The 24,821-nt window shown below is 43.7% G+C and carries 16 protein-coding genes; 12 read left to right on the top strand and 4 right to left on the bottom strand.

Annotated features, from left to right (window positions below):
• Positions 1-155: 155 nt before the first annotated feature.
• Positions 156-1,343, bottom strand: coding sequence for a tyrosine--tRNA ligase (gene tyrS, locus HGG78_RS00405; protein ID WP_172531792.1), 1,188 nt, complete (start codon positions 1,341-1,343; stop codon positions 156-158).
• 129 nt (positions 1,344-1,472) lie between these two features.
• Here tyrS and HGG78_RS00400 point away from each other — a divergent pair, with 129 nt between their 5' ends.
• On the top strand, positions 1,473-2,765 hold the full coding sequence (locus HGG78_RS00400) for a peptidoglycan DD-metalloendopeptidase family protein (RefSeq protein ID WP_172531791.1): 1,293 nt from the start codon (positions 1,473-1,475) through the stop codon (positions 2,763-2,765).
• Positions 2,766-2,826: 61 nt separating this feature from the next.
• Here HGG78_RS00400 and HGG78_RS00395 read toward each other — a convergent pair whose 3' ends face one another.
• The 3 genes from HGG78_RS00395 to erpA all read right to left on the bottom strand — a co-directional run bounded on the left by HGG78_RS00395 (position 2,827) and on the right by erpA (position 7,490).
• A complete protein-coding gene (locus HGG78_RS00395) occupies positions 2,827-5,928 on the bottom strand; it encodes an efflux RND transporter permease subunit (protein ID WP_172531790.1) in 3,102 nt (1,033 codons plus the stop codon).
• Positions 5,929-5,936: 8 nt separating this feature from the next.
• A complete protein-coding gene (locus HGG78_RS00390) occupies positions 5,937-7,043 on the bottom strand; it encodes an efflux RND transporter periplasmic adaptor subunit (protein WP_172531789.1) in 1,107 nt (368 codons plus the stop codon).
• Between the two features lie 105 nt (positions 7,044-7,148).
• Positions 7,149-7,490 carry an iron-sulfur cluster insertion protein ErpA gene (gene erpA / locus HGG78_RS00385; protein ID WP_053311281.1) on the bottom strand — a complete coding sequence of 114 codons (342 nt, stop codon included), beginning with the start codon at positions 7,488-7,490 and terminating at the stop codon, positions 7,149-7,151.
• A gap of 441 nt (positions 7,491-7,931) precedes the next feature.
• On the opposite strand from erpA, the gene hemL reads away from it, so the two are divergent.
• The 11 genes from hemL to HGG78_RS00330 all read left to right on the top strand — a co-directional run bounded on the left by hemL (position 7,932) and on the right by HGG78_RS00330 (position 24,812).
• Positions 7,932-9,224, top strand: a complete 1,293-nt coding sequence (gene hemL, locus HGG78_RS00380; protein WP_172531788.1) for a glutamate-1-semialdehyde 2,1-aminomutase — start codon at positions 7,932-7,934, stop codon at positions 9,222-9,224.
• A 260-nt stretch (positions 9,225-9,484) separates the two neighbouring features.
• Entirely contained in the window at positions 9,485-10,570 is a 1,086-nt protein-coding gene (locus HGG78_RS00375; protein WP_053311284.1) for an AI-2E family transporter, read from the top strand.
• A 75-nt stretch (positions 10,571-10,645) separates the two neighbouring features.
• Positions 10,646-11,671: a 16S rRNA (guanine(1207)-N(2))-methyltransferase RsmC gene (gene rsmC / locus HGG78_RS00370; protein ID WP_172531787.1), complete on the top strand. Its 1,026-nt coding sequence runs from the start codon at positions 10,646-10,648 to the stop codon at positions 11,669-11,671.
• Between the two features lie 207 nt (positions 11,672-11,878).
• On the top strand, positions 11,879-15,265 hold the full coding sequence (locus HGG78_RS00365) for a hybrid sensor histidine kinase/response regulator (protein WP_172531786.1): 3,387 nt from the start codon (positions 11,879-11,881) through the stop codon (positions 15,263-15,265).
• 899 nt (positions 15,266-16,164) lie between these two features.
• Positions 16,165-17,838: an ABC transporter substrate-binding protein gene (locus HGG78_RS00360; RefSeq protein WP_172531785.1), complete on the top strand. Its 1,674-nt coding sequence runs from the start codon at positions 16,165-16,167 to the stop codon at positions 17,836-17,838.
• Positions 17,839-18,005: 167 nt separating this feature from the next.
• Positions 18,006-18,992, top strand: a complete 987-nt coding sequence (locus HGG78_RS00355) for an ABC transporter permease (RefSeq protein WP_053311288.1) — start codon at positions 18,006-18,008, stop codon at positions 18,990-18,992.
• 2 nt (positions 18,993-18,994) lie between these two features.
• Positions 18,995-20,029, top strand: coding sequence for an ABC transporter permease (locus HGG78_RS00350; RefSeq protein ID WP_053311289.1), 1,035 nt, complete (start codon positions 18,995-18,997; stop codon positions 20,027-20,029).
• A gap of 2 nt (positions 20,030-20,031) precedes the next feature.
• Complete coding sequence (locus tag HGG78_RS00345; protein WP_053311290.1) at positions 20,032-21,015, top strand: ABC transporter ATP-binding protein; 984 nt, start codon at positions 20,032-20,034, stop codon at positions 21,013-21,015.
• Positions 21,016-21,052: 37 nt separating this feature from the next.
• Positions 21,053-22,048, top strand: a complete 996-nt coding sequence (locus tag HGG78_RS00340) for an ABC transporter ATP-binding protein (protein WP_053311291.1) — start codon at positions 21,053-21,055, stop codon at positions 22,046-22,048.
• 165 nt (positions 22,049-22,213) lie between these two features.
• A complete protein-coding gene (locus HGG78_RS00335; protein WP_172531784.1) occupies positions 22,214-23,935 on the top strand; it encodes a glycoside hydrolase family 9 protein in 1,722 nt (573 codons plus the stop codon).
• Between the two features lies 1 nt (position 23,936).
• The gene (locus HGG78_RS00330; protein ID WP_053311293.1) at positions 23,937-24,812 is read left to right on the top strand and encodes a glucosamine kinase nucleotide-binding domain-containing protein; all 876 of its coding nucleotides are present in this window, start codon (positions 23,937-23,939) and stop codon (positions 24,810-24,812) included.
• The last annotated feature ends 9 nt before the right edge of the window (positions 24,813-24,821 follow it).

Raw genomic sequence — 24,821 nt, 5'->3', positions numbered from 1 at the left:
AGCAGTGGCGAGAGTCTACCAAAAGTAAAACTAAAATACAGCCTGATTTTAAAGTTTTTAATTCATTCCAACTTATTGATAAGTAATCATAAAAATAGAATAAATAAGCAACCAATAAAAAAGCGCCCGCAGGCGCTTTAACGTTCACAATAGGCTTATTTTATCGTGACTCGAGCAAACTTACGCTTACCAACTTGATAAACGTACGTGCCAGCTGTTGGTAGATACTTAGTATCTTCGATTTTCTCACCGTCTTGCTTTGCGCCGCCTTGCTTAATCATTCGCATTGCATCAGACGTTGAGCCAACTAGGCCTGCATCTTTTAACAAGTTGGTAATTGCAATACCTGCATCAAATTCAAACTCTGGCATTTCGTCAGGCATTGCGCCTTTTTGGAAACGGTTAATGAATTCTTGCTCAGCCGCATCGGCATCGGCTTCTGAATGGAAGCGAGCAATAATTTCTTTAGCAAGTAAGATCTTAATATCGCGAGGGTTAGTACCACTTTCGACATCCATTTTAAACTGTTCAATTTCCGCTAATGGACGGAATGAAAGCAGTTCATAGTAGCTCCACATCAAGGTGTCGGAGATCGACATGATCTTACCGAACATTTCACTTGGTGATTCGCTAACACCGATGTAGTTATGCGCAGACTTAGACATTTTTTTCTCACCGTCTAAGCCGACAAGCAATGGCATCATCAACACAATTTGTGGCTTCTGACCATTGGCTTTTTGCAATTCACGCCCCATCAGTAGGTTGAATTTTTGGTCAGTACCACCTAACTCAACGTCCGTTTCCATTGCTACTGAATCATAACCCTGTAGGAGTGGATACATAAATTCATGAATAGCAATAGGTTGGCCGTTCGCATAACGCTTTTTAAAGTCATCACGCTCTAACATACGAGCCACGGTTTGGTTTGATGCTAGGCGAATCATACCTTCTGCACCTAATTGCGATAACCATTCCGAGTTAAACTGAATCTTAGTTTTAGCTGGGTCTAAGATTTTAAACACCTGCGTTTTATAGGTTTCAGCGTTACGCAATACGTCTTCACGCGTCAACGGTGGACGAGTGGTATTTTTACCACTTGGATCACCAACCATACCGGTGAAATCACCGATCAAAAACGTGACTTCATGACCAAGGTCTTGGAAAGTACGAAGTTTGTTTAAAATCACCGTGTGGCCAAGGTGAATGTCTGGTGCCGTTGGATCTGCGCCTAACTTAATGCGTAGTGGGCGACCTTCTTTTAGCTTCGCGATTAATTCTTCTTCTGGGATTAGCTCTTCAACGCCGCGTTTAATCTCAGCTAAAGCCGCTTCAATACTCGCCATTCTTGTTCACTCCTACAGATTTGGCAAAATTTAATAGTTGAACATCTTACTTGAATAGCGATGCTTTTTGAAACCAGTTAGACTAACGAACTGACCAATTTTTTTATAATTTACTAAACGAACCTGAATATGCTGTCTATTTTTGCTCGTCTTCCTTGGATACACAGAGCCCTTATCGCTTTTCTCAGTGCCATCATTGTATTTGCTCTGTTTTTTCTGCCCGCTCCAAAAGACCTATCGAGAGATCAAGAACGCTTGGAAATTGGTCGGCATTATCCACTGACAATAAACGCTGAAGCACTCTCCCCCGGCGTCTCCATCGCTCCATCAGCGGTATTGCGTTGGGAAAAGTATCAGGTTCGCCCAGGCGAAAGTACCGCCGTACTATTTCAACGTATTGGGCTATCTTCGCGTTTACTTTATCAACTCACATCGACTAATGATGATATTAACCACCAATTATCACGCTTAAACCCTGGTGATGAGCTGCAGTTCGGGTTTGATGAAAATAATGAGCTAATTCAACTCAAACGAAAAATTAATGCTTTTGAAAGTTTCCGCATTACCAAGTCTGGGAACAATTTCACCTCTGAATTTGATAAAAAAGAGGTGATGTACCAATACAATTATGCTGAAGCGAGCATTACCTCTAATTTCTGGAATGCTGCTATATCCGCGGGCCTGACAGCTAACCAAATTATGGAATTAGCGGGGATATTTGGCTGGGACATCGATTTTGCTCTTGATATTCGTGAAGGTGACCAGTTCAAATTGCTTTATCAAGAAAAAGTGGTTGAGGGTGAAATCATTGGTCGAGGAAATATTATTGCCGCCACCTTTACCAACCAAGGTACGCAGTTCACCGCCATTCTTGATGACAGCACGGGCAATTACTACGATGAAAATGGTCGTGCGATGAAAAAAGCCTTCTTACGCTCGCCTATCGATTTTCGTCGTGTGTCTTCAAACTTCAACCCAACGCGCCGCCACCCAGTGACAGGAAAAGTAACCGCCCACCGTGGTACTGATTACGCCGCTCCTGTTGGCACGCCAATTTGGGCCGCCGGTGATGGCGTTGTCGAGAAATCGAGCTATAACCAATTTAATGGTAATTACGTATTTATCCGCCATAGCAATACCTACATAACCAAATATTTGCACTTACAACGCCGCATGGTCAAAACCGGTCAGCGTGTTAAGCAAGGACAAACCATTGGTACTTTAGGTGGTACAGGGCGAGTTACGGGCCCGCACTTGCACTATGAATTTCTGGTTAACGGAGTGCATAAAAACCCAAGAACGGTCTCTTTACCGCAGTCAAAATCACTAACGGGCAAAGCGAAAACGACCTTCATTGCCAACGCACAAATTCGTATGGGTAAATTAGAACGCTATAGTCAACTATTGTACGCTAGCAAATAATAATTTGCTGATTTGATGACTAAAGATAAAGCCCAATGCTATGGGCTTTATCTTTGTCACGTTAGCTATTTTCACTGTCAGTCTCAACCCGTTGCCGCCCAAGCATCAGTAAACAAGGCGTCAATACTAAGGTTAACACCGTTGCAAAGGTCAACCCACCAGCAACTGCCGTCGCAAGCTGTGACCACCACTGGGTACTTGGCGCACCAAACTCAATTTTTTGGTTAATCAGGTCAATGTTCATTTCAAGAACCATGGGTAATAAACCAAGAATGGTTGTCACCGTAGTCAGCATTACCGGCCTTAAACGCTGCACACCTGTACGTAAAATTGCATCTTGCTTTGATAAGCCTCGGCGTAGCAATTGGTTGTAGGTATCAATCAGAACTATGTTGTTGTTCACCACTATGCCAGCCAGCGCGATCACACCAATTCCTGACATAATAATGCCAAACGGTTTTTGGAAGATCAGTAACCCAGCAAAAACGCCGACCGTTGAGAACAGCACCGCACTTAAAATGAGGAACGCTTGATAGAAACTGTTGAATTGGGTGACCAGAATTAGCGCCATAACAGCTAGGGCAATCAAAAATGCATTTTGCAGGAACGCTGATGAATGCTCCTGCTCTTCATTTTGACCACGCAACTTAAATTCAACACCGCTCGGTAAGTTTAGCTCAGACAAAGCTTGAGTCACTTTCGGTAACTCTAACGCAAGGTTATAGCCTTCATTGAGATCCGCCATAATGTCGATAACGCGCCGTCCATCAATACGCTTGATGGTATCTTGTTTATGGTCAGGCTTAATCTGAGCAAAGTTGGTTATCGGCACCAGACCAACTGGCGTGTTGACTCGCAATTGATCAAAGCGACCAATATCTCGCTTCTCTTCCGGATAACGAACCAAGATATCGACTTCTTCATTCGCATCATCAGGCAAGTAATCACCAATCTTTAAGCCATTAGTGACAAACTGAACCGTGTTGCCGACCAAGGTGGCGTCTGCGGAAAACCGTGAGGCATCATCGCGGCGAATATCAACACGCCAGTCAATACCCGCTTTGCTTGAAGTGTCACTAATATTGGTTAATGCGGGGTTATTATCCGCCCATTGTCTGACCATTTTTGCCGCCGCTTCAAGGTTTTCTGGGGTGCGAGCCGACATTTCGATCACAAGATCATTCTCAACCGGTGGCCCAGCATCGGGAAATTTATACTCAATTTCGACACCTGCAAATTGATCCGTCGCGACTTTGAGCTCTTCTATGATCGCTTTTACACTGCGCCGGTATTGCCAATCAACGGGAGTTATTTGAATTTGACCGATCTCATCTTCGCCACCAGTGCGAGTATAAACGCTTTCAAACTCCTCATGGCCCAGCATCACTTGCTCGATTTCCTGCATGATCACATCTTTCTCTTGAATAGAAAGGTCGCCATAAGATCGTACTTTGACATTAAAATAGGGCGGATCAACTTCAGGGAAAAACTCGGCACCTAGCCCTGCCTTGGCATAGGTAAAACCAATCGCAATCGCCAGTAAAATAGCACTGAGTAAGATTTTTAGTGGATGCTTAATCGCAATGGCAAGGGTGTGGTAATAAAGCTTAGTTATACCCGTTGCTTGTGTGAAATCACCATCATGCAATGCTAGCATTCGAGCCTGATTTTGCGTGGAGACATATTGTGGCCGTCCAATTAAACCACCTAGTACCGGCACGAATAACAATGCCATCACCAAAGAAGCAGCCAGTGTTGCTATCAAAGTTAACGGTAAGTACTTCATGAACTCACCGGTGACATCTGGCCAGAAAAGCAAAGGTGCAAACGCAGCCAGTGTTGTAGCGGTTGAAGCGGTGATCGGCCATGCCATGCGTTTTGCTGCGTCTCGATATGCCTGTTTACGAGGCGTACCTTCTTGCATGCGGCGATCAGCGAATTCCGTGACGACTATCGCCCCATCAACCAACATGCCAACGGCCATAATCAATGAAAACAGTACGATAATGTTAACGGTTAAACCAAACAGCGACAGAACCAACAACCCAGTTAGAAATGATCCAGGGATCGAAATGCCGACCAACAGGGCGGTTCTCATCCCCAAAATCGCGATAATAACAATTACCACCAAAATAATGGCAGAAAGAATATTGTTTTGTAGATCATTGAGCATGATCTCCACATCTTTGGATTCATCCCATGTGTATTTGACTAGTAAGTTGCTTGGCCATTCCTCTCGCTTTTGCGCTTCGTTCATTACCGCTTTGACTAGCTCCACAGTATCAATAATATTTTCGCCCGCCCGCTTTTTAACATCCAAAACCACCGCAGACTTACCATCTAAACGCGCAAAACTTTCTGGGTCACGAAATGCCCGCCGGACCGTAGCAATATCACCAAAAGTGATCACTTGCTTACCATCAACCTTAACTGGAAGCTCTAATACATCTTTCAGTGAGTCAAATACTGAAGGGACCTTCACCGAAAAGCGACCATAACCAGTATCTACAAATCCGGCAGCAACTACTCGGTTATTGAGCGCAATTAAGTTATAGATATCACCTTGGTCTAAACCGTAGCTCTCCATTAACAACGGATCGGCGATGATCTCAACAATATCGTCACGATCCCCTGCAATATCAACTTCCAGCACTTGACGATAACTCTCTAATTTATCTCGAAGTTGACGCGCAATTTGCACAATTGTTCTTTCAGGAACAGTACCGTACAACACCACCGACAATACCGGCTGCTCAGAAGCTAGCGTCACTTCATTGACCGTCGGCTCATCACTGTCTGCTGGTAGTTTTGGCTCTGCTAAGTTAACCGCATCTCGAACATCTGCCATTGCTTTATCTAGATTAACGCCAACATTAAACTCCAACACCACCGAAGCATGTCCTTCAGAAGCATTCGAAGTCATCTCTTTTACTCCCTCAATCGAGCGCATTTCCTGCTCTAAAGGGCGTACGATAAGACGCTCGGCATCACTCGGTGAAATGCCTTGATGGCTGACAGAAACGTAGATGATTGGAATTGTGATGTCAGGGCTAGACTCTTTCGGAATGGTCAAATAGGTTGCAACCCCCGCAATTAAAATCAACAGCAGTAATGACAGCATGGTTCGCGAACGTGATAGCGCCGCATCAATGATGGAAAACATCGCGCCTCCTACTGGGCTTCAGCGTTTGCTTGCTTGACCGCAATCACTTGATCGCCATCTCGCACAAAACCTTGCCCAACGGTGATAATATCAACCTTCTCACCAAGCCCAGTTAGCCATACTCCGTCTTGCTCTGCTTTGACGAGATTGATAGGCATAAAACGGACGCGATCTTCAACTAAGGTTTTAACGCCAAGGTTGCCATCAGCATCCAAAGCAAGCATCGCAGGTGTGACTTTTACGGCAAGTTGTGTTTCTAGACTGAGCTCTACCTCTGCGCTAACGCCGGCTGGAATGGCCTGATTTGGGTTAGCCAGTTCAACTTCAATAGCAAAAGTATTGGTGGTCGGTGAAGAAACCCGTGAAATATACCTCACCCGACCTTCTACCGTTGAATCATCAATAAAACGAATTGTGGCGAGCTGATCTTGTTTTATTTTCTGGATATGTCTCTCGCTCACATCCGCTTCGATGACTAATTTACTTAAATCAATAAACGTCGCTATCGGATCACCGATACCAACAAAGTCACCCTTTTCTACCAAAAGGTTTTCAACAATACCGTCAAAAGGAGCAACCACCGAGGTATTACGCAACGCTAATTTTGCACGGCTTTCCATCGCCTTGGCATCGGCTAAAGCTGCCTGCGCGGTAGCAAACGCCACCTCACCTTGCAAACCTCGATTTTTCAATGACTGCGCGGCTTTAAACTCTTTTTGCTTCACTTGTAAAAGCGCTTTAGCGCTGTCTAGTTGTGCGGCTAAATCACCTTTATCAATGGTAACGATTGGTTGCCCTTTGGTGATTGATTGACCTTTAGTAGCTGTTAATTGAGTAATTTTCCCCGCAATTTCAGCGCCAATCGTTGCTACGCGATCCGGTGCCGTTCGACCGTATAAATCAATGCGTTTATCGGTTTGTTGTGCTTGAAATGATTGGTAAACAACTTTAGCTAAGGGAATTGTTGTGACGGATTTCTGGCGAGGTTCTTCGGCTTTCAATGAACCAAGTCCTAGCCAAAGAGCAAGAAGCAGGATGAAAAAAGTAGAAATAAGCCATGGTCTTTGCGTAAAAAAGCCACCAAACTGTCGGTTGCTCGCCTGAGTATCTGGCATAGATAATCCCTTATTATGTTATTGCCTGAACGGCAAAGCCCTACGAAACATCCTCATACGTAGGGCTTGTTAACTAGTTTATTTGTCTAGCTAAATATGCATCATTTATACGCTAAATGATGCACCACAACCGCATGTTGTTGTGGCATTAGGGTTATTCACAAAAAAACGTGAACCTTCCAACCCTTCGGTATAATCAACAACACCGCCAATGAGATATTGTAAGCTCATAGGGTCAACCACTAGGGTTACACCGCTATTAACAATAGTGGTATCACCTTCGTTGACATTTTCATCAAAGGTAAAACCATACTGGAAACCGCTACAACCACCACCTGTAATGTATACACGCAGCTTTAATGCAGGGTTTTCTTCTTCAGCAATTAACATTTGAACGCGTTTTGCAGCTGTATCAGAAAACGACAATGGTACGTTTACTTCACTCACGATGACCTCTCTCACTCGTGTAAATACCCGTCAGGTTTATACCTTTCCAACTTGAAACTACAGCGGAATTGGCTACGTTCGCTCACCCCATCACATCGTTTATCTATGCTCATGAGGGTTAGCTCACCAGCAGCCTACTGCAACTGCAAGTTGTTTGGGTATATTATGATCAATTCATACCTGCAAAGGTGACTCTTTTTTAATAATGAGTCGATTATCCAATACCTGACCTATTCGTTCAAGTATTCACCATCACTTAACTTAAACTCTGATTTTACAGAGAGTGAACAGCAAACTAGTGGTTGTATCACCGGTTGTACACCATGTTTAACACCGCTGGCTGTGAAAGCGCTCAGAAAATCAGTGAAAAAAAGTGTCTTTGGCCCATTTGGGTATACAATGCCCCGCAACTGGTCCGAACGAGCAAAAGAGGATAAATCCATGACCAAATCAGCAGAGCTTTACCAAAAAGCACAACGATCTATTCCTGGCGGTGTTAATTCTCCAGTCCGTGCTTTTAATGGTGTTGGCGGCTCGCCGATTTTTATCGACCGCGCAGATGGCCCTTTAATTTTTGATGCCGATGGCAAAGCCTATATCGATTACGTTGGTTCTTGGGGGCCAATGATTTTAGGTCATAACCACGTGGTTATCCGTGAAGCAGTGATCAGCGCAGCGCAGCGCGGCCTAAGCTTCGGTGCACCCACTGAAATGGAAATTGATATGGCAGAACTGGTCTCTGAACTGGTGCCATCGATGGAACAACTGCGCATGGTTAGTTCAGGTACTGAAGCTACTATGAGCGCGATTCGTTTAGCTCGTGGATATACTGGCCGCGATAAAATCATGAAATTCGAAGGCTGCTACCATGGCCACGCTGATAGCTTGCTGGTGAAAGCTGGTTCTGGCGCACTAACTTTGGGTCAACCAAGCTCTCCAGGTGTTCCGGCTGACTTTGCTAAACATACCTTAACCGCAACGTTTAATGATTTAAATTCAGTCCGTGAGCTATTTGCCGCGAATAAAGGTGAAATTGCCTGTATTATCGTTGAACCTGTTGCTGGCAACATGAACTGTATTCCACCAGTTGAAGGCTTTCATGAAGGGCTGCGTGAAATCTGTGATCAAGAAGGCGCACTACTGATTTTTGATGAAGTCATGACTGGTTTCCGTGTTGCTTTAGGTGGCGCTCAAGCATACTACAACATAAAACCTGATTTAACGACGTTAGGTAAAGTGATTGGCGGTGGCATGCCTGTTGGCGCATTTGGTGGACGTAAAGAAGTGATGCAATATATCGCACCGACCGGGCCTGTTTACCAAGCGGGGACGCTATCAGGAAACCCTGTGGCAATGGCAGCTGGTTATGCATGTTTATCGCTACTGAAAGAAGAAGGCAATGAAAAACGCCTAAATTCGAAAACTAAGCAGTTAGCTGATGGATTTAAAGAATTAGCAGACAAACACGGTATTCCAATGGTGGTTAACCAAGTGGGTGGCATGTTCGGCTTCTTCTTTACCGAACAAGAACGTGTGACATGCTATGAAGAAGTAACAAAGTGCGATGTTGAACGCTTTAAACGCTTCTTCCATTTAATGCTTGAGCACGGTGTATACCTAGCGCCTTCTGCTTTTGAAGCGAGCTTTACTTCATTAGCTCATGGCACCAAAGAGATTGAAGCAACACTAGAAGCGGCTGATCGCAGCTTAGCGATTATTGCATCTGAAGCTTAAACACTATCTTTTGTGTCCCTATCGTTAGGAACACGTACCATAAAGGCTGCACACGCAGCCTTTTTTATTGCCAATTTAGTACAACTAGCACACCAAGTACGAGCAAAGTGAGGGCAAACCAAGGCACTTTGCGCCGCTGATGTGACTTTCCACTGCACTCTTTTTCATTGTTGCAACACCCCATATCCACAGTTCCTCATTGATAACGCGCTGATTTGCAGCCATTATAAAACCAATACCTTATTTTGTGAGAATAAAACGTGCCTGAAAAAATAAAAATAACCTCTAGTCATTGGGTGTTGGTGTTTGCACTACTGGCTTCTGCAATAGCGTGCTATTTACTAGTCGAGCCTTATATTAACTCCATTGTGATGGCCTTTATTATTTCGTTACTGATGTTCCCTATTCACGAATGGCTTGAACGCAAAATGCCGAAACATAAAAATACTGTTTCGCTCATTTCCTGCGTGATCTTAACTTTTATTATTGTGATTCCATTGCTATTTGTTTTCGCGGCGATCGTCCAACAAGGCTCTTTATTTTCTCAAAATATGTATCAATGGGTGACTCATGGCGGCATCCAAACCGTTTTTGCTCATCCTTGGGTGGTTAAAGGGTTATCGATCGCTAACCAATACTTACCTTTTGATGAAATACAGCCACAACAGATCGCACAAAGAGTAGGACAATTTGCCACTTCATTTGGCTCGAATCTGGTCAGTATTAGTGCAAGAATCCTTGGCGATGCCACCAACTTTTTGATGGATTTCTTTTTGATGCTGTTCGTGTTGTTCTTTTTATTACGCGATCACGACAAAATCATCAATGCCATTAGGCACATACTGCCATTTTCACGCACCCAAGAAGACAAGCTACTATCTGAAATTGAGCAAGTCTCTAAATCAGCAGTAATGGGGTCATTTTTGACAGCAATAGCACAAGGGTTTGCTGGTGGTTTGGGAATGTGGCTTGCAGGTTTCCCTGGCCTATTCTGGGGAACCATGATGGGCTTTGCCTCGTTCATTCCAGTCGTTGGTACAGCATTAATTTGGATTCCAGCCACCGCTTATTTATTTTTGATAGGCGATACAACTTGGGCCATTTTCCTTGCGGTTTGGAGCATTGCAATTGTCGGCTCTATCGATAACCTACTTCGCCCACTATTAATGCAAGGCAGCTCAGGTATGAACACTTTACTGATTTTCTTTTCATTACTAGGTGGTATTCAACTATTTGGTTTGATTGGCTTAATTTATGGTCCATTGATTTTTGCCATTACCATGGTGCTGTTCAACATTTATGAAGAAGAATTTAAAGAGTTTCTAAACCAGCAAGACAACAACTAAATACAGCAGAAATAACTTCAAGCAAGGGGGCGATTATGCGAAAATCGCCCCCTATTTTTTAGCGTAGAGCTCCCCATGTTAACTTACACCGCACCGAGTCAAATTGCCCAACGTCAACTCGCTTATTTCGCCGATAAGCATGTTTTAGTTGCCGGAGAGGTTGAAGACCTATTTCCGGTTGAATTAACTCATCATTGCCGTTCAGTTTCGGTGTTCACTACCCATTATGGTTACTATCGCCAGTTAAACGCTCATAGCCAAATACAACGATATTTTGGCGCTCAATTTGTAGCAGAAACCAACGCTGATCTGATCTTACTTTACTGGCCTAAAGCTAAGTTGGAAGCGGAGTATCTGCTTGCCATGCTACTTGCTAAATTGGGTAAAGATACCGAGGTCGTGGTGGTTGGTGAAAATAGATCCGGTGTAAAGAGCATCGAAAAAATGTTCCAACCCTACGGCATCGTAAAAAAGTATGACTCTGCGCGTCGTTGTTCTTTTTATTGGGGGCAGTGTAGCGAGCAAGCAGCCACCTTTGACATCAATGGCTGGTTCAAAACCTATCAAGTTCAATATCAACAACATTCATTGATTGTGAAAAGTCTACCAGGTGTATTCAGCCATGGTGAGTTTGATCTCGGTAGCCAGTTATTGCTCGACACACTACCAAACCTCAAAGGTAAAGTGCTTGATTTCGGTTGTGGTGCTGGTGTGCTCGGTGGTGTTATGGCAACACTCAATAGCAGTATTGAGTTGGAAATGTGTGATATTAGCGCACTGGCTATTGAATCAAGTAAAGCAACTTTAGCCGCTAATGGCTTAAGCGGAAATGTGTTTGCTTCAGATGTCTATTCAGATACAAACAGCGACTACCAATTTATCGTTAGCAACCCACCATTCCATTCAGGTTTAGAGACTAGCTATAGCGCAACTGAAACCTTACTCGCGGATGCACCAAGCCATCAAACATCGGATGGTGAGCTATTTATCGTCGCCAATAGTTTTCTAAAATATGCCCCGATTATCAATCACGCCTATGGTAATTGTGAGACGATAAATAAGACTAATAAATTTGTCATTTATCATGCTAAGAAGTCTTAAAATATTTCATTTTGACGGTTAAAATGATCGAACTACCGCCGTGTCACCCACTGTTATACCTAATTTTGCGTTGATGACAACACTTTCAATAGGACTTACTTGTCAAAGTAAAAAAACTTGTTAATTTCGTTGCTTTAAGTTTTCTTTGTTTTTCATTTGCTTTAACTGGAAACGGTTAAAGCCTCACAGAAAGTAACGCTTTTTTCTATGTTTAGGTTCTCTCGTAAGCAAAAATTCAAACGCCTGCAAAACACATTGATGCTGGCTTTTCTGGTACTCAGTATCACCCCTTTGACGGTGATGGCCATCTTTTTCCTCCAATCACACAGTCAAGATTTGCAAGAACAAAGCACCTCCCACTTACTTTCCGTTCGTGATAACAAGCAGCAGCAATTGTTCGACTACTTCGCAGCAAAAGAATCAGAAGTGATGGGTTTTGTTCGTTCAGAACTTGCCTATGCTAGTGGTGGGAGATTTTACGGTTTAGTTAATGCATTTCAAAGACTTGGGCCAGATATTGCACAGGCTCGAGAACATGCGCAGCAGCGCTACATCCCAGGTTCTGGCGATCAAATAAAAACGTCAATTTTGCCTCAATCAAGTAGCTATGTGGGCAGTGAAAGATATCGTTTGTTGCATAAACGCTATCACTGGGCTTATTTAGAATTACTTAAACGCTCGGATTTTGATGATATCTTATTAGTCGATATTGCTGGTGACGTCGTTTATTCAGTCTATAAATATGATAACTACGGCACGAACCTATTAACCGGAAAATATAAAGACTCCAATATAGGAAAAACCTTCCGCCGTTTGACACAAGAAGTCAGCGAGCATCATAAAAGTAATGGGGAATATACTCCGGTCATCGTTTCCGATTTTTCACCACAAGATGGCAAACAAGTCGCGTGGCTAGGGGCACCGATCATTCAGCAAGGTTATCTGCACAGTTATGCCATGTTCCGTTTGCCAAATAATGGCATTACAAAACTGATGGCTGATACCAATAAAACCTCACAAATAAGAACCTTGCTAGTGAGTCAAGATCACCTCTCCCGTACCTTGGAATATCAACAAGCAGAAATCGATAAAAGCCAAAAGGTGATTGATCTGGCGCTCTCTGGAATCAGTTCAGTTGGCACCTATACCAATACCTTAGACGAAAAAACCATCGCGGCCTACACTCCGATTATCACCACTGGCCTACAGTGGGCTTTAGTCGTTGAACTTCCAGAGAAAGAAGCTTACGCACGAGTCCACCAGCTAGAAAAACTGTTTATTTTTGCCATGCTGACAGCCATTATTTTAGTGGTCATCGCCTCTCACTACTTATCCAACTTCATTACGTCTCCACTATTGAAGCTGACATGGGCTGCCGAAAAAGTATCCGCAGGTGATCTGGATGAAAACGTCATCAATACTGAACGCAAAGATGAGATCGGCCGTTTGGCGGTTAGCTTTGAACGCATGCAACGTTCTATTCGTGAAAAAATGCAGTTGATCAAATCGCAAAACAAAGAACTTGAAAGCAATATCCAACTGATCCGCAAACAAAATGAAGAACTACACTTAGCCAATAAATTAAAAGATGAATTTCTCGCGACCACCTCACACGAATTAAGAACACCTTTGCACGGTATGGTGGGGATTGCAGAAGCCTTAGTCTCTGGGGCCAATGGCCCGATTACGGCTGATCATCGTTACCAATTAGGCATTATCATCAGCAGTGGACAACGCTTAGCAAACTTAGTTGATGACCTATTGGACTACCATAAAATGCGTTATGGCAGTTTGGATATCAACCGCTGTGCTGTTGATCTCTCTAGCGCAACCCGTTTAGTGTTAGAGCTTTCAAGCCACCTACTGGGTAAAAAACCAATACGCATTATTAACCAAGTCCCTGATGAATGTGTTTGGGTTTCAGCCGATCCACAAAGACTCGAGCAGGTACTCTATAACTTAATCGGTAATGCGATTAAATATACGACTGAAGGTAAAATTGTTATTTCAGCCAATGTCGTCGATGACAAGATTCGTGTGCAAGTCGTCGATACTGGGCAAGGAATTCCAGCAGAACAGCTTGAGCATATTTTTGAACCTCTTATTCAAGCAGGACAAGATGCAAGTCGCTACCGTCAAGGTGCTGGACTTGGGCTTTCGATTAGCCGTCAACTGATTGAACTGATGCACGGTACGCTGTATGTCAGCAGCCAGCCTATGGTAGGTACTACCTTTAGCTTTACCCTACCGATAGCCTCAGACCAAGAGATCCAATTTGCCAGTCATATAGAGCCGCGCCACTTCCAAGCACCTGAAATTGCAGAAATAGAGCAGCCAGAAGCGAGCACTCTCCCTGATAATAATTCTGGTCCACTGCTTCTAGTCGCTGATGATGAACCCGTCAATTTACGAGTGTTAGACAGTTTCTTACGCTTAGAGGGCTATCAAGTCCGCACAGTAAAAGATGGCAATGAAGTATTGGCGGCCGTTGAACAACAAAAACCAGAACTGTTGCTACTCGATATCATGATGCCAGGTCTTAGCGGTTATCAAGTTTGTGAAAAACTCAGAGAACAGTACGACCACGCTGAGCTGCCTATCATTATGCTTACCGCATTAAATCAGACTGATGATCGTGTTCGTGGCTTTGATGCTGGTGCTAATGATTACCTATCAAAACCATTTAATAAACATGAATTAGCAGCTCGTATCGTGGCTCATCTATCTGCTAGTAAGGCAGAGCAGCGCCGCATCGAAAACAAACAACTACAGCAAGAACTTAAACATCGGGCCATGGTCGAAGCCAGCTTACTAGAAACACAAGGGCGCCTTCTTGAACAACTAGAGTCAGCACCAGAGGCAATTATCTGCATTCGAGATGACCATAAAGTACGTTTTGCTAATGAGGCCGCCGCTAGGTTATTCAGGCGCAGCCAGGAGCAGTTAAAACGCTCTAATGCCGATGAATTGATCGCACCAAAGTACTTAGTTGTCGATCAAGAACACTATTGCGGCAATATCGATATTTATGTCGATGATACTCGTCAGCACATGTCTGCCGATATTCTACGATTACCAGAAGGCTCTGGGCTGCAAGCTATGTATATTTTTAATGTTGGGGGAAATATTAACGCCGCTCGCATTAATAATCTGGAAACCGCCATCGAAGCACTCTCGAGTTATGCTTTTGAAGGTGATAGAGAGAAACTTCAACAATTAAAAGAGCTCGGTGGGGAGTTTACCCGTATTGCTGACAAAGTATCGGGAGATAACCAGTCAAAGCAAGATCTGATGCGTGAAGTTCTAGTAGAGGCCATGACTTGTGCTTTAGATTACTGGGAGCGAGTGACTAGCCAAAGCAAGTTTACCTTCGCCGAACAAAGTGGCTTGTGGCGGGTGTATCTTGATAGAAGCACTCTGCAGACAAGGACATTAGATAAATACTTGCGAATAGAGACACTACCAAAAACCCCTCGTTGGCGGACAGTTCTAAACTCTTTAGATTACATTTTAGAGCACTGCCAAGAGCAAGGACCGGAACGGGCTCATATCGAAACTCAGCGTGACAAACTACAAAAACTGCTGACTAGCTAATGCTATATTGTCTACACAAACCCGCCTAGTGCGGGTTTTTTATTACCGCTAGCCAAGGCATCACCGATGGCCACATAATCTCTCTTATACCAATCACAGTAAATGAGTGATCAGAAATAGCGCAGGAAAAAGACTTGAGAACAAGGCAGGATTTTTCGATAAGTAGTTATTCTACAATCAAAAATTCTAACGCAGTTATCGAGTATTTTAACCAGCTAGGATGAACAGTTATTTACTACGATTGGTATTACCTATCTCCAAAACGCTTTTCTAGTGTCTGATGTCGTTTAGTGGCTTAAAATTTTAACCGAGTATTGGCAGGCAAAAACCTTGCTTTACAAAAGAAAAAAAGAGGTAAAAACAACATAAAGATTCCAGTTAAAGAGTCAGAGGATTCTCATTCAACAGTGAAAAATCACCAATAGTATTGAGTAAAGATAGAGATTGCGAACCGAATCACAACAATTCGGCAGATTTAATTTAGGTACGCAAATTAACGAAAAATCTAAGGCGTGAGCAAGATCTCCACTTACAAGAAAATCAAAAAAAACCTTTTAAATAAAGGCCAAAATACGTAGTGAACACTTACATAAAGTGGAATACTTATAGTTATTCGAGAGGTTGATCACTGTCGATAAATTGAACAACATTGAGAGAAAATCGATAATATTGACGTTTATGACGTCAAAGTGTCATGTTTTGACGTTTTTAACGGGAATTGGAATTGATAATTTTCTCTGCAAGGTGTCTTCTTACTCCTACCAAAGGTCTACAGGCCACTCAAGTTGACTCACTCCTCCGGTTTGTTAACAGATAATGAGGTAGGCCTTGGAGAGTGTTTATCAATTGATAACATTCAAATCCATTAGTGAAATGAAAGCAAATAGTAAGGAACAGCTATGCTTGCCAATATAAAAAAAACAGCACTAGCCGCAGCAGTAATCGCCGCTGCAGCAACGAGTGTTTCAGCTCCAGCAGCTGCACGTAGTGAGCTAACTATCGTACCGGATTTCTACCCTACAATGGTGCGCAACTTTAACCCGTACCTAGCAACAAACCTACGTACTACAACTGACTTCATCTACGAACCTCTTGTAGTATTTAATGAAATGCACGGTAATACTCCGGTAATGCGTCTTGCTGAAGGCTTTAAAATGTCTGATGACTTGATGAGCGTTACATTTGATATCCGTAAAGGTGTTAAATGGTCTGACGGCCAAGCATTTACAGCTGATGACGTTGTGTTCTCTTATGCCCTTTTACAAGGCAAGCCAGAACTTGACCAACGTGGTATCAATAAGTGGGTAACTAGCGTTGAAAAATTAAACGAGTACCAAGTTCGTTTCCGCCTAACAGAAGCAAACTCTAACGTACCTTATGAGATCTCTCTGGTTCCTATCGTTGCTGAGCACGTATGGAAAGATGTGAAAGATCCAACAACCTTTACCAATGAAAACCCTGTAGGTACTGGTCCATTTACCGAGATCGACACATTCACTCCTCAGCTTTATATCCAATGTCGTAACCCGAATTACTGGGATGCAGCAAGCCTTGAGGTAGACTGTTTACGTGTTCCTCAAATTGCAAACAATGACCAACTTCTAGGTAAGATCGTAAACTCTGAGCTTGATTGGACATCATCATTCGTTCCAGATATCGATCGTACTTATGCAGCAGCAAGTCCAAATCACCATTACTGGTACCCTGCAGCGGGCACTCAAGCATTTATGATTAACTTCAAGAATCCAGATGCAGCGAAAAATGAAGCGTTAACAAACGTAGACTTCCGCCGCGCATTCTCTATGGCTCTTGATCGTCAAACCATTATCGATATCGCATTTTACGGTGGCGGTACTGTCAATGACTTCGCATCAGGCTTAGGTTACGCATTTGAAGCTTGGTCAGATGAAAGTATTCACAATAAATACAAAGGCTTCAACACATACGATGTAGAAGGTGCCAAGAAACTACTAGCTAAAGCTGGCTTCAAAGACGTAAACAACGATGGTTTTGTTGATACACCATCAGGCAAGTCTTTTGAGCTACTAGTTCAGTCTCCAAACGGTTGGACTGACTTTAACAACACCGTACAGCTAGCTGTAGAGCAACTTGGTGAAGTTGGCATTAAAGCACGTGCGCGTACACCAGAATTCGCAGTATACAACCAAGCCATGCTTGAAGGTACTTACGATGTTGCGTACACCAACTACTTCCACGGTGCCGATCCACATCTATACTGGAACAGTGCTTACAACTCAGCACTACAAGGTGGTGAAGGTATGCCTCGTTTCGCGATGCACTTCTTCAAAAATGAGAAGCTAGATAACTTACTTGATAGCTTCTACAAAACAGCCGATAAGAACGAGCAACTAGAAATCGCTCATGGTATTCAGCAAATCATCGCTGAAAATCAAGTAACGGTTCCTGTAATGTCTGGTGCATATATGTTCCAGTACAATACAACTCGCTTCACTGGTTGGTGGAACGAAGAAAATCCAAAAGGCCGTCCAAACATTTGGGCTGGTATCCCAGAGCGTCTATTGCATGTACTGGACCTAAAACCAGTTAAATAAGTAGAAGTTCAATCCTTGCGGCGTACCTTGTACGCCGCTGATAAAAATCCCCTTTAATACCTATTAAAAGTATAGCGCTCGTCGTTAGGGGATTTATCGCTCTAAATTTCGCTAGGAGCGACCTGAAACCAGATACAGGATAAAACTGGGTGAGTAAGGTGTGAGTTATGGGTTATTTTTTAAGACGTTTGTCGTTCTATTTTATCGCGTTGCTAGTCGCAGCAACTTTAAACTTTATTATTCCGCGAGCGATGCCAGGTGATCCAGTTACCATGATGTTCGCGAATGCAACAACACAAGTAACACCAGAGCGAATTGCTGCAATGAAACAGCTTCTTGGCTTCGTTGATGGTGGATATTTAGTTCAATATGTAACCTACATAAAAAGCATTTTAAGCTGGGAGCTAGGTACATCGATTAAATTTTACCCTTTGAGTGTTAATGAGTTACTTGGTAGTGCTTTTGGTTGGTCACTATTTCTAGCTGGCACGGCGGTAGTTATCTCTTTCTCTATCGGTTCCATTTTAGGTATTTTCGCTGCATGGAAGCGTGGTAGTCGCTATGACACTTTCGTTACCCCAGGCATGTTAGTTATTCAGGCGGTTCCACAGGTCGTTATCGCGATGATCGCCATGTTTACCTTTGCTATTGGCTTACAGTGGTTCCCTACAGGCTACGCCTATACTGCAGGAGTAACGCCAGATTGGACCAGTTGGACATTCATTAAAGATGTGGCTTACCACGCTTTCCTTCCTCTGGTTTGTGCTTCGTTAGTCCAAATCGGTGGGTTCTTGGTCAACATGCGTAACAACATGATTAACTTGTTGGCAGAAGACTACATCACTATGGCAAAAGGTAAGGGCTTAAGCGAAAACCGCGTAGTCTTTAACTACGCTGCACGTAATGCTCTATTACCAAGTGTAACGGCACTGTCGATGTCTCTTGGTATGGCGATTGGTGGCCAGCTCATCATCGAAATTATCTTTAACTACCCAGGTCTTGGTACGGTTCTCTTTAACGCTATCAACGCTCGTGACTACCAAGTACTGCAAGGCCAATTGTTAATTATGACTCTGTTTATGCTGTTCTTTAACCTACTAGCAGACATGCTGTACGTCGTTCTTGACCCTCGCCTACGTAAGGGAGGTAAATAATCATGAAAGATCTTATTAAACTTGTTCGTGGTAATACCGTTGCCATGGTTGGCGTGGTGATTCTCAGTGCATTCTTATTTATCGCTTTAGCAGCACCGCTTATCACAAGCCACGCTCCTGATAAACGCACGGGTAATCCACATGAATATCCATCATTTGTCGTAAAAGCAGCCAAAGCTGATCCAAATGGTTGGGTCGCTGAAAACCTAGCAACAGACCGCCGTACGCTGTTAATGTCAAAAAAAGCTGATCACGTACTTGGTACATCACGTATGGGTCGTGACATCTGGTCACAAGTTGTTTATGGCGCACGCGTTTCCCTAGCGGTTGGTTTTGGTGCCGGTATTACCGTCTGTTTCTTGGCAACCGTAATCGGTGTTTCTGCTGGTTACTTTGGCGGAAAAATCGATGATTTTTTAACCGCAGCGATGAATATCATGCTGGTTATTCCTCAGTACCCACTTTTATTTGTGGTCGCCGCCTTCATTGGTGAGGCCGGGCCATTAACTATCGCGCTAATCATCGGTTGCACCTCCTGGGCATGGGGCGCACGTGTTGTTCGATCGCAAACACTCGCATTACGTGAGAAAGAGTTTGTAAAAGCGGCTGAAGTGCTCGGTGAATCCTCCTGGCGCATCATTTTCATTGAAATTTTGCCAAACCTTATCTCTATCGTTGGTGCAAGTTTCATTGGTTCTGTGATGTACGCCATCATGATGGAAGCGACCATTTCATTCCTTGGTCTAGGCGATCCCAACACCATCAGTTGGGGCATCATGCTGTACAACGTACAAACCTCATCTTCAATGCTGATCGGCGCTTGGTGGGAACTGCTCGCTCCATGTATTGCTTTGACGCTTCTCGTTACAGGGCTTGCACTGCTTAACTTTGCCGTCGATGAAATTGCGAACCCTCAGTTACGTTCACACAAAGGCATGAAACGTTGGAAAAAACTGGCAGCTCAAGACAAAAAAGAGCGTAAGCCTGAAGAACAACTACCACCACAAAACAATGCACTTTGGAGCGGAGATAAATAATTATGACATCACCACTTATTTCAATCCGTAACCTATGCGTAGACTACATTACTGACGCTGGCGATGTCCGTGCTTGTAATAATGTCAGCTTCGATATTGCTCCAGGCGAGGTTTTTGGCCTAGCGGGTGAGTCTGGTTGTGGTAAATCAACCGTTGCATTCTCCTTAATGCGTCTGCATAAGCCGCCTGCATTTATTACTGGTGGCGAAGTGATCTTCAATGGCGAAGACATCATCCAATACAGTGATGAACGCATGCAATCATTTCGTTGGAGCCAGATGTCGATGGTATTCCAAAGTGCAATGAACGCATTAAACCCAGTATTGACCATGGAAGAACAGTTCTGTGATGTGATTATGCGTCACACCAACATGACACGTGAACAAGCGAAACGCCGTGCTGAAGGGTTATTGGAAATCGTTGATATTCACCCTAGCCGCTTGAACGATTACCCACACCAGTTCTCTGGTGGTATGCGTCAACGCTTGGTCATCGCGATTGCGCTCGCACTCAACCCTAAAATGATCATTATGGATGAGCCGACCACTGCACTAGATGTCGTGGTTCAACGTGAAATTTTGCAAAAAATCTACGCTCTGAAAGAAGAATTTGGATTCTCAATTTTGTTTATCACTCATGACTTATCTTTGATGGTCGAGTTCTCAGACCGCATTGGCATCATGTATTCAGGCGAATTAATTGAGGTTGCACCTTCTAAGCAAATTTTGCAAAGCCCTTACCACCCTTACACAAAAGGGTTGGGAAGCTCTTTCCCTCCATTAACTGGCCCAAAAACAAAGCTAACTGGTATTCCTGGCAATCCACTTAACTTGCTAGATATTCCTCATGGTTGTCGCTTTCAGGCTCGCTGTGATCGCGTCCATGAGGCGTGTACAAAAATACCAACGGCTTTGCGCCAAATAGAGCCTAGTCGCTTCTCCAATTGCCACCTTTACGGTGAACCAATTGCTCAAATGAAGCTGTAGAACAAGTGCTGTATTAAAAGAATTTCTGGAGACAATTATGAGCAAAGAGCTTGGTCAATTACTGGTAGAAGGTAAAAATCTGATTAAGGATTTTCCACTCAACAGTAACGCCCTTAAACAACCGATGATGCGAGCCATTAACGACGTATCATTCAAAATGTATAAAAGTCGTGGTTTATCTGTCGTAGGTGAGTCTGGTTCAGGCAAGTCAACTACCGCCAAAATGATAGCTAAAATGTACGCTCCAACCGATGGCATCATCGAATACAAAGGCCGCGACATTCAAGAAATAACATCACGTAGCGATCTAATGCACTACCGTGAAGGTGTACAAATGGTATGGCAAGACCCATTTGGCTCTTTAAACCCAACGCATACGATTTTCCACCATATTGCGCGTCCACTGTTGATCCACAAAAAAGTGACGTCTGGTAATAAAAAGGAACTAGAAGAACGAGTTCACGATCTTCTCGAACAAGTTGGGCTGATCCCGCCAAAAGAGACGGCAGCTAAATACCCGCACCAACTTTCTGGTGGCCAGCGTCAACGCGTTAACTTAGCACGTAATATTGCGGTGGGGGCTGAAGTTGTACTTGCTGATGAACCAACGTCAATGCTAGATGTATCAATTCGTGCCGGTGTTTTAAACCTGATGGAAGAGATGAAGTTTGAAAAACAAATGTCACTTCTATACATCACCCACGATATCGCGACCGCACGTTATATTGCCGAAGATCTTGCTGTAATGTACGTAGGCCACATGGTTGAATGGGGCGACACCGAAGAGATAATCCACGATCCTCAACACCCATATACTCAACTATTGGTTTCAGCCGTTCCAGATCCAAGCAAGTCGATCCACGAGCCATTAAAAGGCAACAAAGGTGAAATACCGCTATGGACGCCAGACTCTGTCGGGTGCCCATTTGCAGGTCGTTGTACTCATGCCACTGCAAAATGTCGTGAACAATTACCAGCTGTTACTCAACTGTCTGATAACCACTTTGTTCGTTGTTATCTCTATGAGCAGTAAGCAATCACCAACTAAAACAATAACTATTTAACTCAATCAACTATCAAGCACTTGAAGTTGCAGCACAGCAACCTCGCTAGCCAAGCCGCAACTTCAAGCTTGATGGAAGATACCAAAACAGACGGTACGTTGACGACAACACATTGATTGACCTGGAGAGACTGAATGCAATTACTCACTAACCATATTGGCTATGAATCTCAAGGCCCTAAACAAGCCATTTTGACAACCAGCAGTAAGCGTTTGTCTTCGTACATGGCTTTATTGGTTTGTGCAGATAAACACCAAACGGTCACGACTTTAGAGATCAAATCACAAGGTTGTGTCGCCAATTGGCATGTGGGTAACTTTTACACTATCGATTTCTCCGAATTTACCACTCAAGGAAGATACTATTTACGTTTCGAAAATACTCGCTCCGAGACTTTCGAAATAGGCACAGCAGTACTAATGCAGAAAACGTTTTCTGATGTGCTGCACTATTTCAAGTCTCAACGTTGTGGCGGTCTTTTCGATAAGCAAGATAAGCGCGTACCACTGCTAGGTACATCAACCACTGCCGATGTACATGGTGGGTGGTACGACGCTTCTGGTGACGTTAGCAAATATTTAAGTCACCTTTCTTATGCTAACTATTTAAATCCTCAGCAAACCCCAATGGTGGTTTGGAATATGTTAAAAGGGTTAGCAATTTTAGAGCATCACTCGGATTTTGCTGCGTTTTCACGTACTCGCCTTAAGGAAGAGGCCTTATTTGGCGCGGATTTTCTTGTTCGCATGCAAAATTCCGAGGGATTTTTTTATTCAACAGTCTTTGACAAATGGAGCAAAGACATCAAACAACGCGAGATTTGTGCCTATAGCCATCAACAAGGCGACAAGTCTGATGACTACCAAGCGGCTTTTCGCCAAGGTGGTGGCATATCAATTGCCGCTCTCGCCGCTGCGGCTCGATTAGATGTATACGGCGATTTTACCTCCGAGCACTACCTTGCAGCAGCCGAACATGGTTATTGGCACCTCAAAGAGTACAACACTCGTTATGTTAATGATGGCCAAGAAAATATTATAGATGAATATTGTGCTCTATTAGCGAGTGTTGAGCTCTATCGCTCAACTCGCCAAGAGCGTTATTTGCAAGAAAGCCGTCTATGGGCTGAAAGATTATCAGCTCGCCAAATGAGTGATGACGAAATCTCTCACTACTGGTCAGCAAATCACGATGGTAGCCGGCCTTATTATCACGCAGCCGAAGCGGGCTTACCTGTTATTGCACTGTGTGAATATCTAACGATTGAGCACCAAGACGATAAAAAATCAGCCATCATTTCTGTCGTAGAAAATGCCTGTCATTTTGAGCTGAATATAACCCAACAAGTCACTAACCCATTTGGCTACCCTCGTCAGTATGTAAAGTCAGTCAACGGCGAAAAACGAACGGCATTTTTTGTCGCTCACGACAATGAATCAGGCTACTGGTGGCAAGGCGAAAATGCACGTTTAGGCTCGCTGGCAACATTAGCCTACAGTGTGAAACCTCATGTATCCCCACAGCTACACCAGCAATTGCTCACTTTTGCGCAGAATACTCTGAACTGGATTGTTGGCCTTAACCCATACAACATGTGCATGCTTGATGGACATGGTCATAACAACCCAGACTACCTGCCACAGTTAGGCTTTTTCAATGCCAAAGGTGGAGTTTGTAATGGCATTACTGGTGGCTTCGACGATGAAGAAGACATCGCCTTTAATCCACCAGCGCAAAAAGATGACATGTTACAAAACTGGCGCTGGGGGGAACAATGGATTCCTCACGGAGCTTGGTATTTATTAGCCATTATCCAGCAGTTTGATCATTTCTCTTCTTTAAAAGGAGAGCAATAACATGACCTATTTTTACGTTGGTATTGATGGTGGTGGTACCTCTTGTAGAGCGCGGATCCGAGATGAACAAGGCGTGCTCATTGGGGAAGCAAAAAGTGGCAGTGCCAATATTTTACTGGGCGTTGAGATCGCCATGGCGTCCATTATCGAGGCAATTACGCAAGCCGCTCATCAAGGTGGTTTATCATCAGCGCATTTTCCCCAAATGCATCTCGGCCTTGCTTTAGCTGGCGCAGAACAAAAATCAGCTTGGCATGACTTTATGCAGCAAGCACATCCTTTCGCATCATTGACGTTAAACACCGATGCTTATGGAGCCTGCATTGGCGCTCACCATGGTGATGATGGTGCAATCATGATTGCAGGAACTGGTTCGTGCGGCATCTTACTTAAAAACGGTCAACAATATGTGGTTGGTGGACGAGAGTTTCCAATTTCCGACCAAGGTGGTGGGGCCGTCATGGGGCTACGCTTGATTCAAAAAGTATTGTTAATTCAAGATGGTATTGGAGAGCATTGCGAATTAAGTCAACACGTTATGCAGCACTTCAATAATGATATCGACCACATTGTTACTTGGTCAAAAAGTGCCTTACCACGCGATTATGCTCAATTTTCACCAGTAATTTTCGCTCTCGCTCACCAAGGGGATTACCTAGCGATTGAGATGCTAAAACACACCGCTTCAGATATTGAAATGTTGCTAATCGCTTTGAATAACAAGGGAGCTCATCGCATTTGTCTGATGGGCAGCATTGCCGAGCGCATTGTTTGTTGGTTATCCCCACCAGTACAACAATGGATTGTTCAACCTCAATTCGACGCTATCGAAGGCGCGATTATGTTTGCCGGCAAAGCCGAGCATAATTTGTATTAAGGAATACTT

This window comes from Vibrio aestuarianus (assembly GCF_012395185.1).
Classification (GTDB): Bacteria; Pseudomonadota; Gammaproteobacteria; order Enterobacterales; family Vibrionaceae; genus Vibrio; species Vibrio aestuarianus.
The sequence above is the reverse complement of the archived record's forward strand: the minus strand, read 5'-3'. Positions and strand labels throughout refer to the sequence as shown.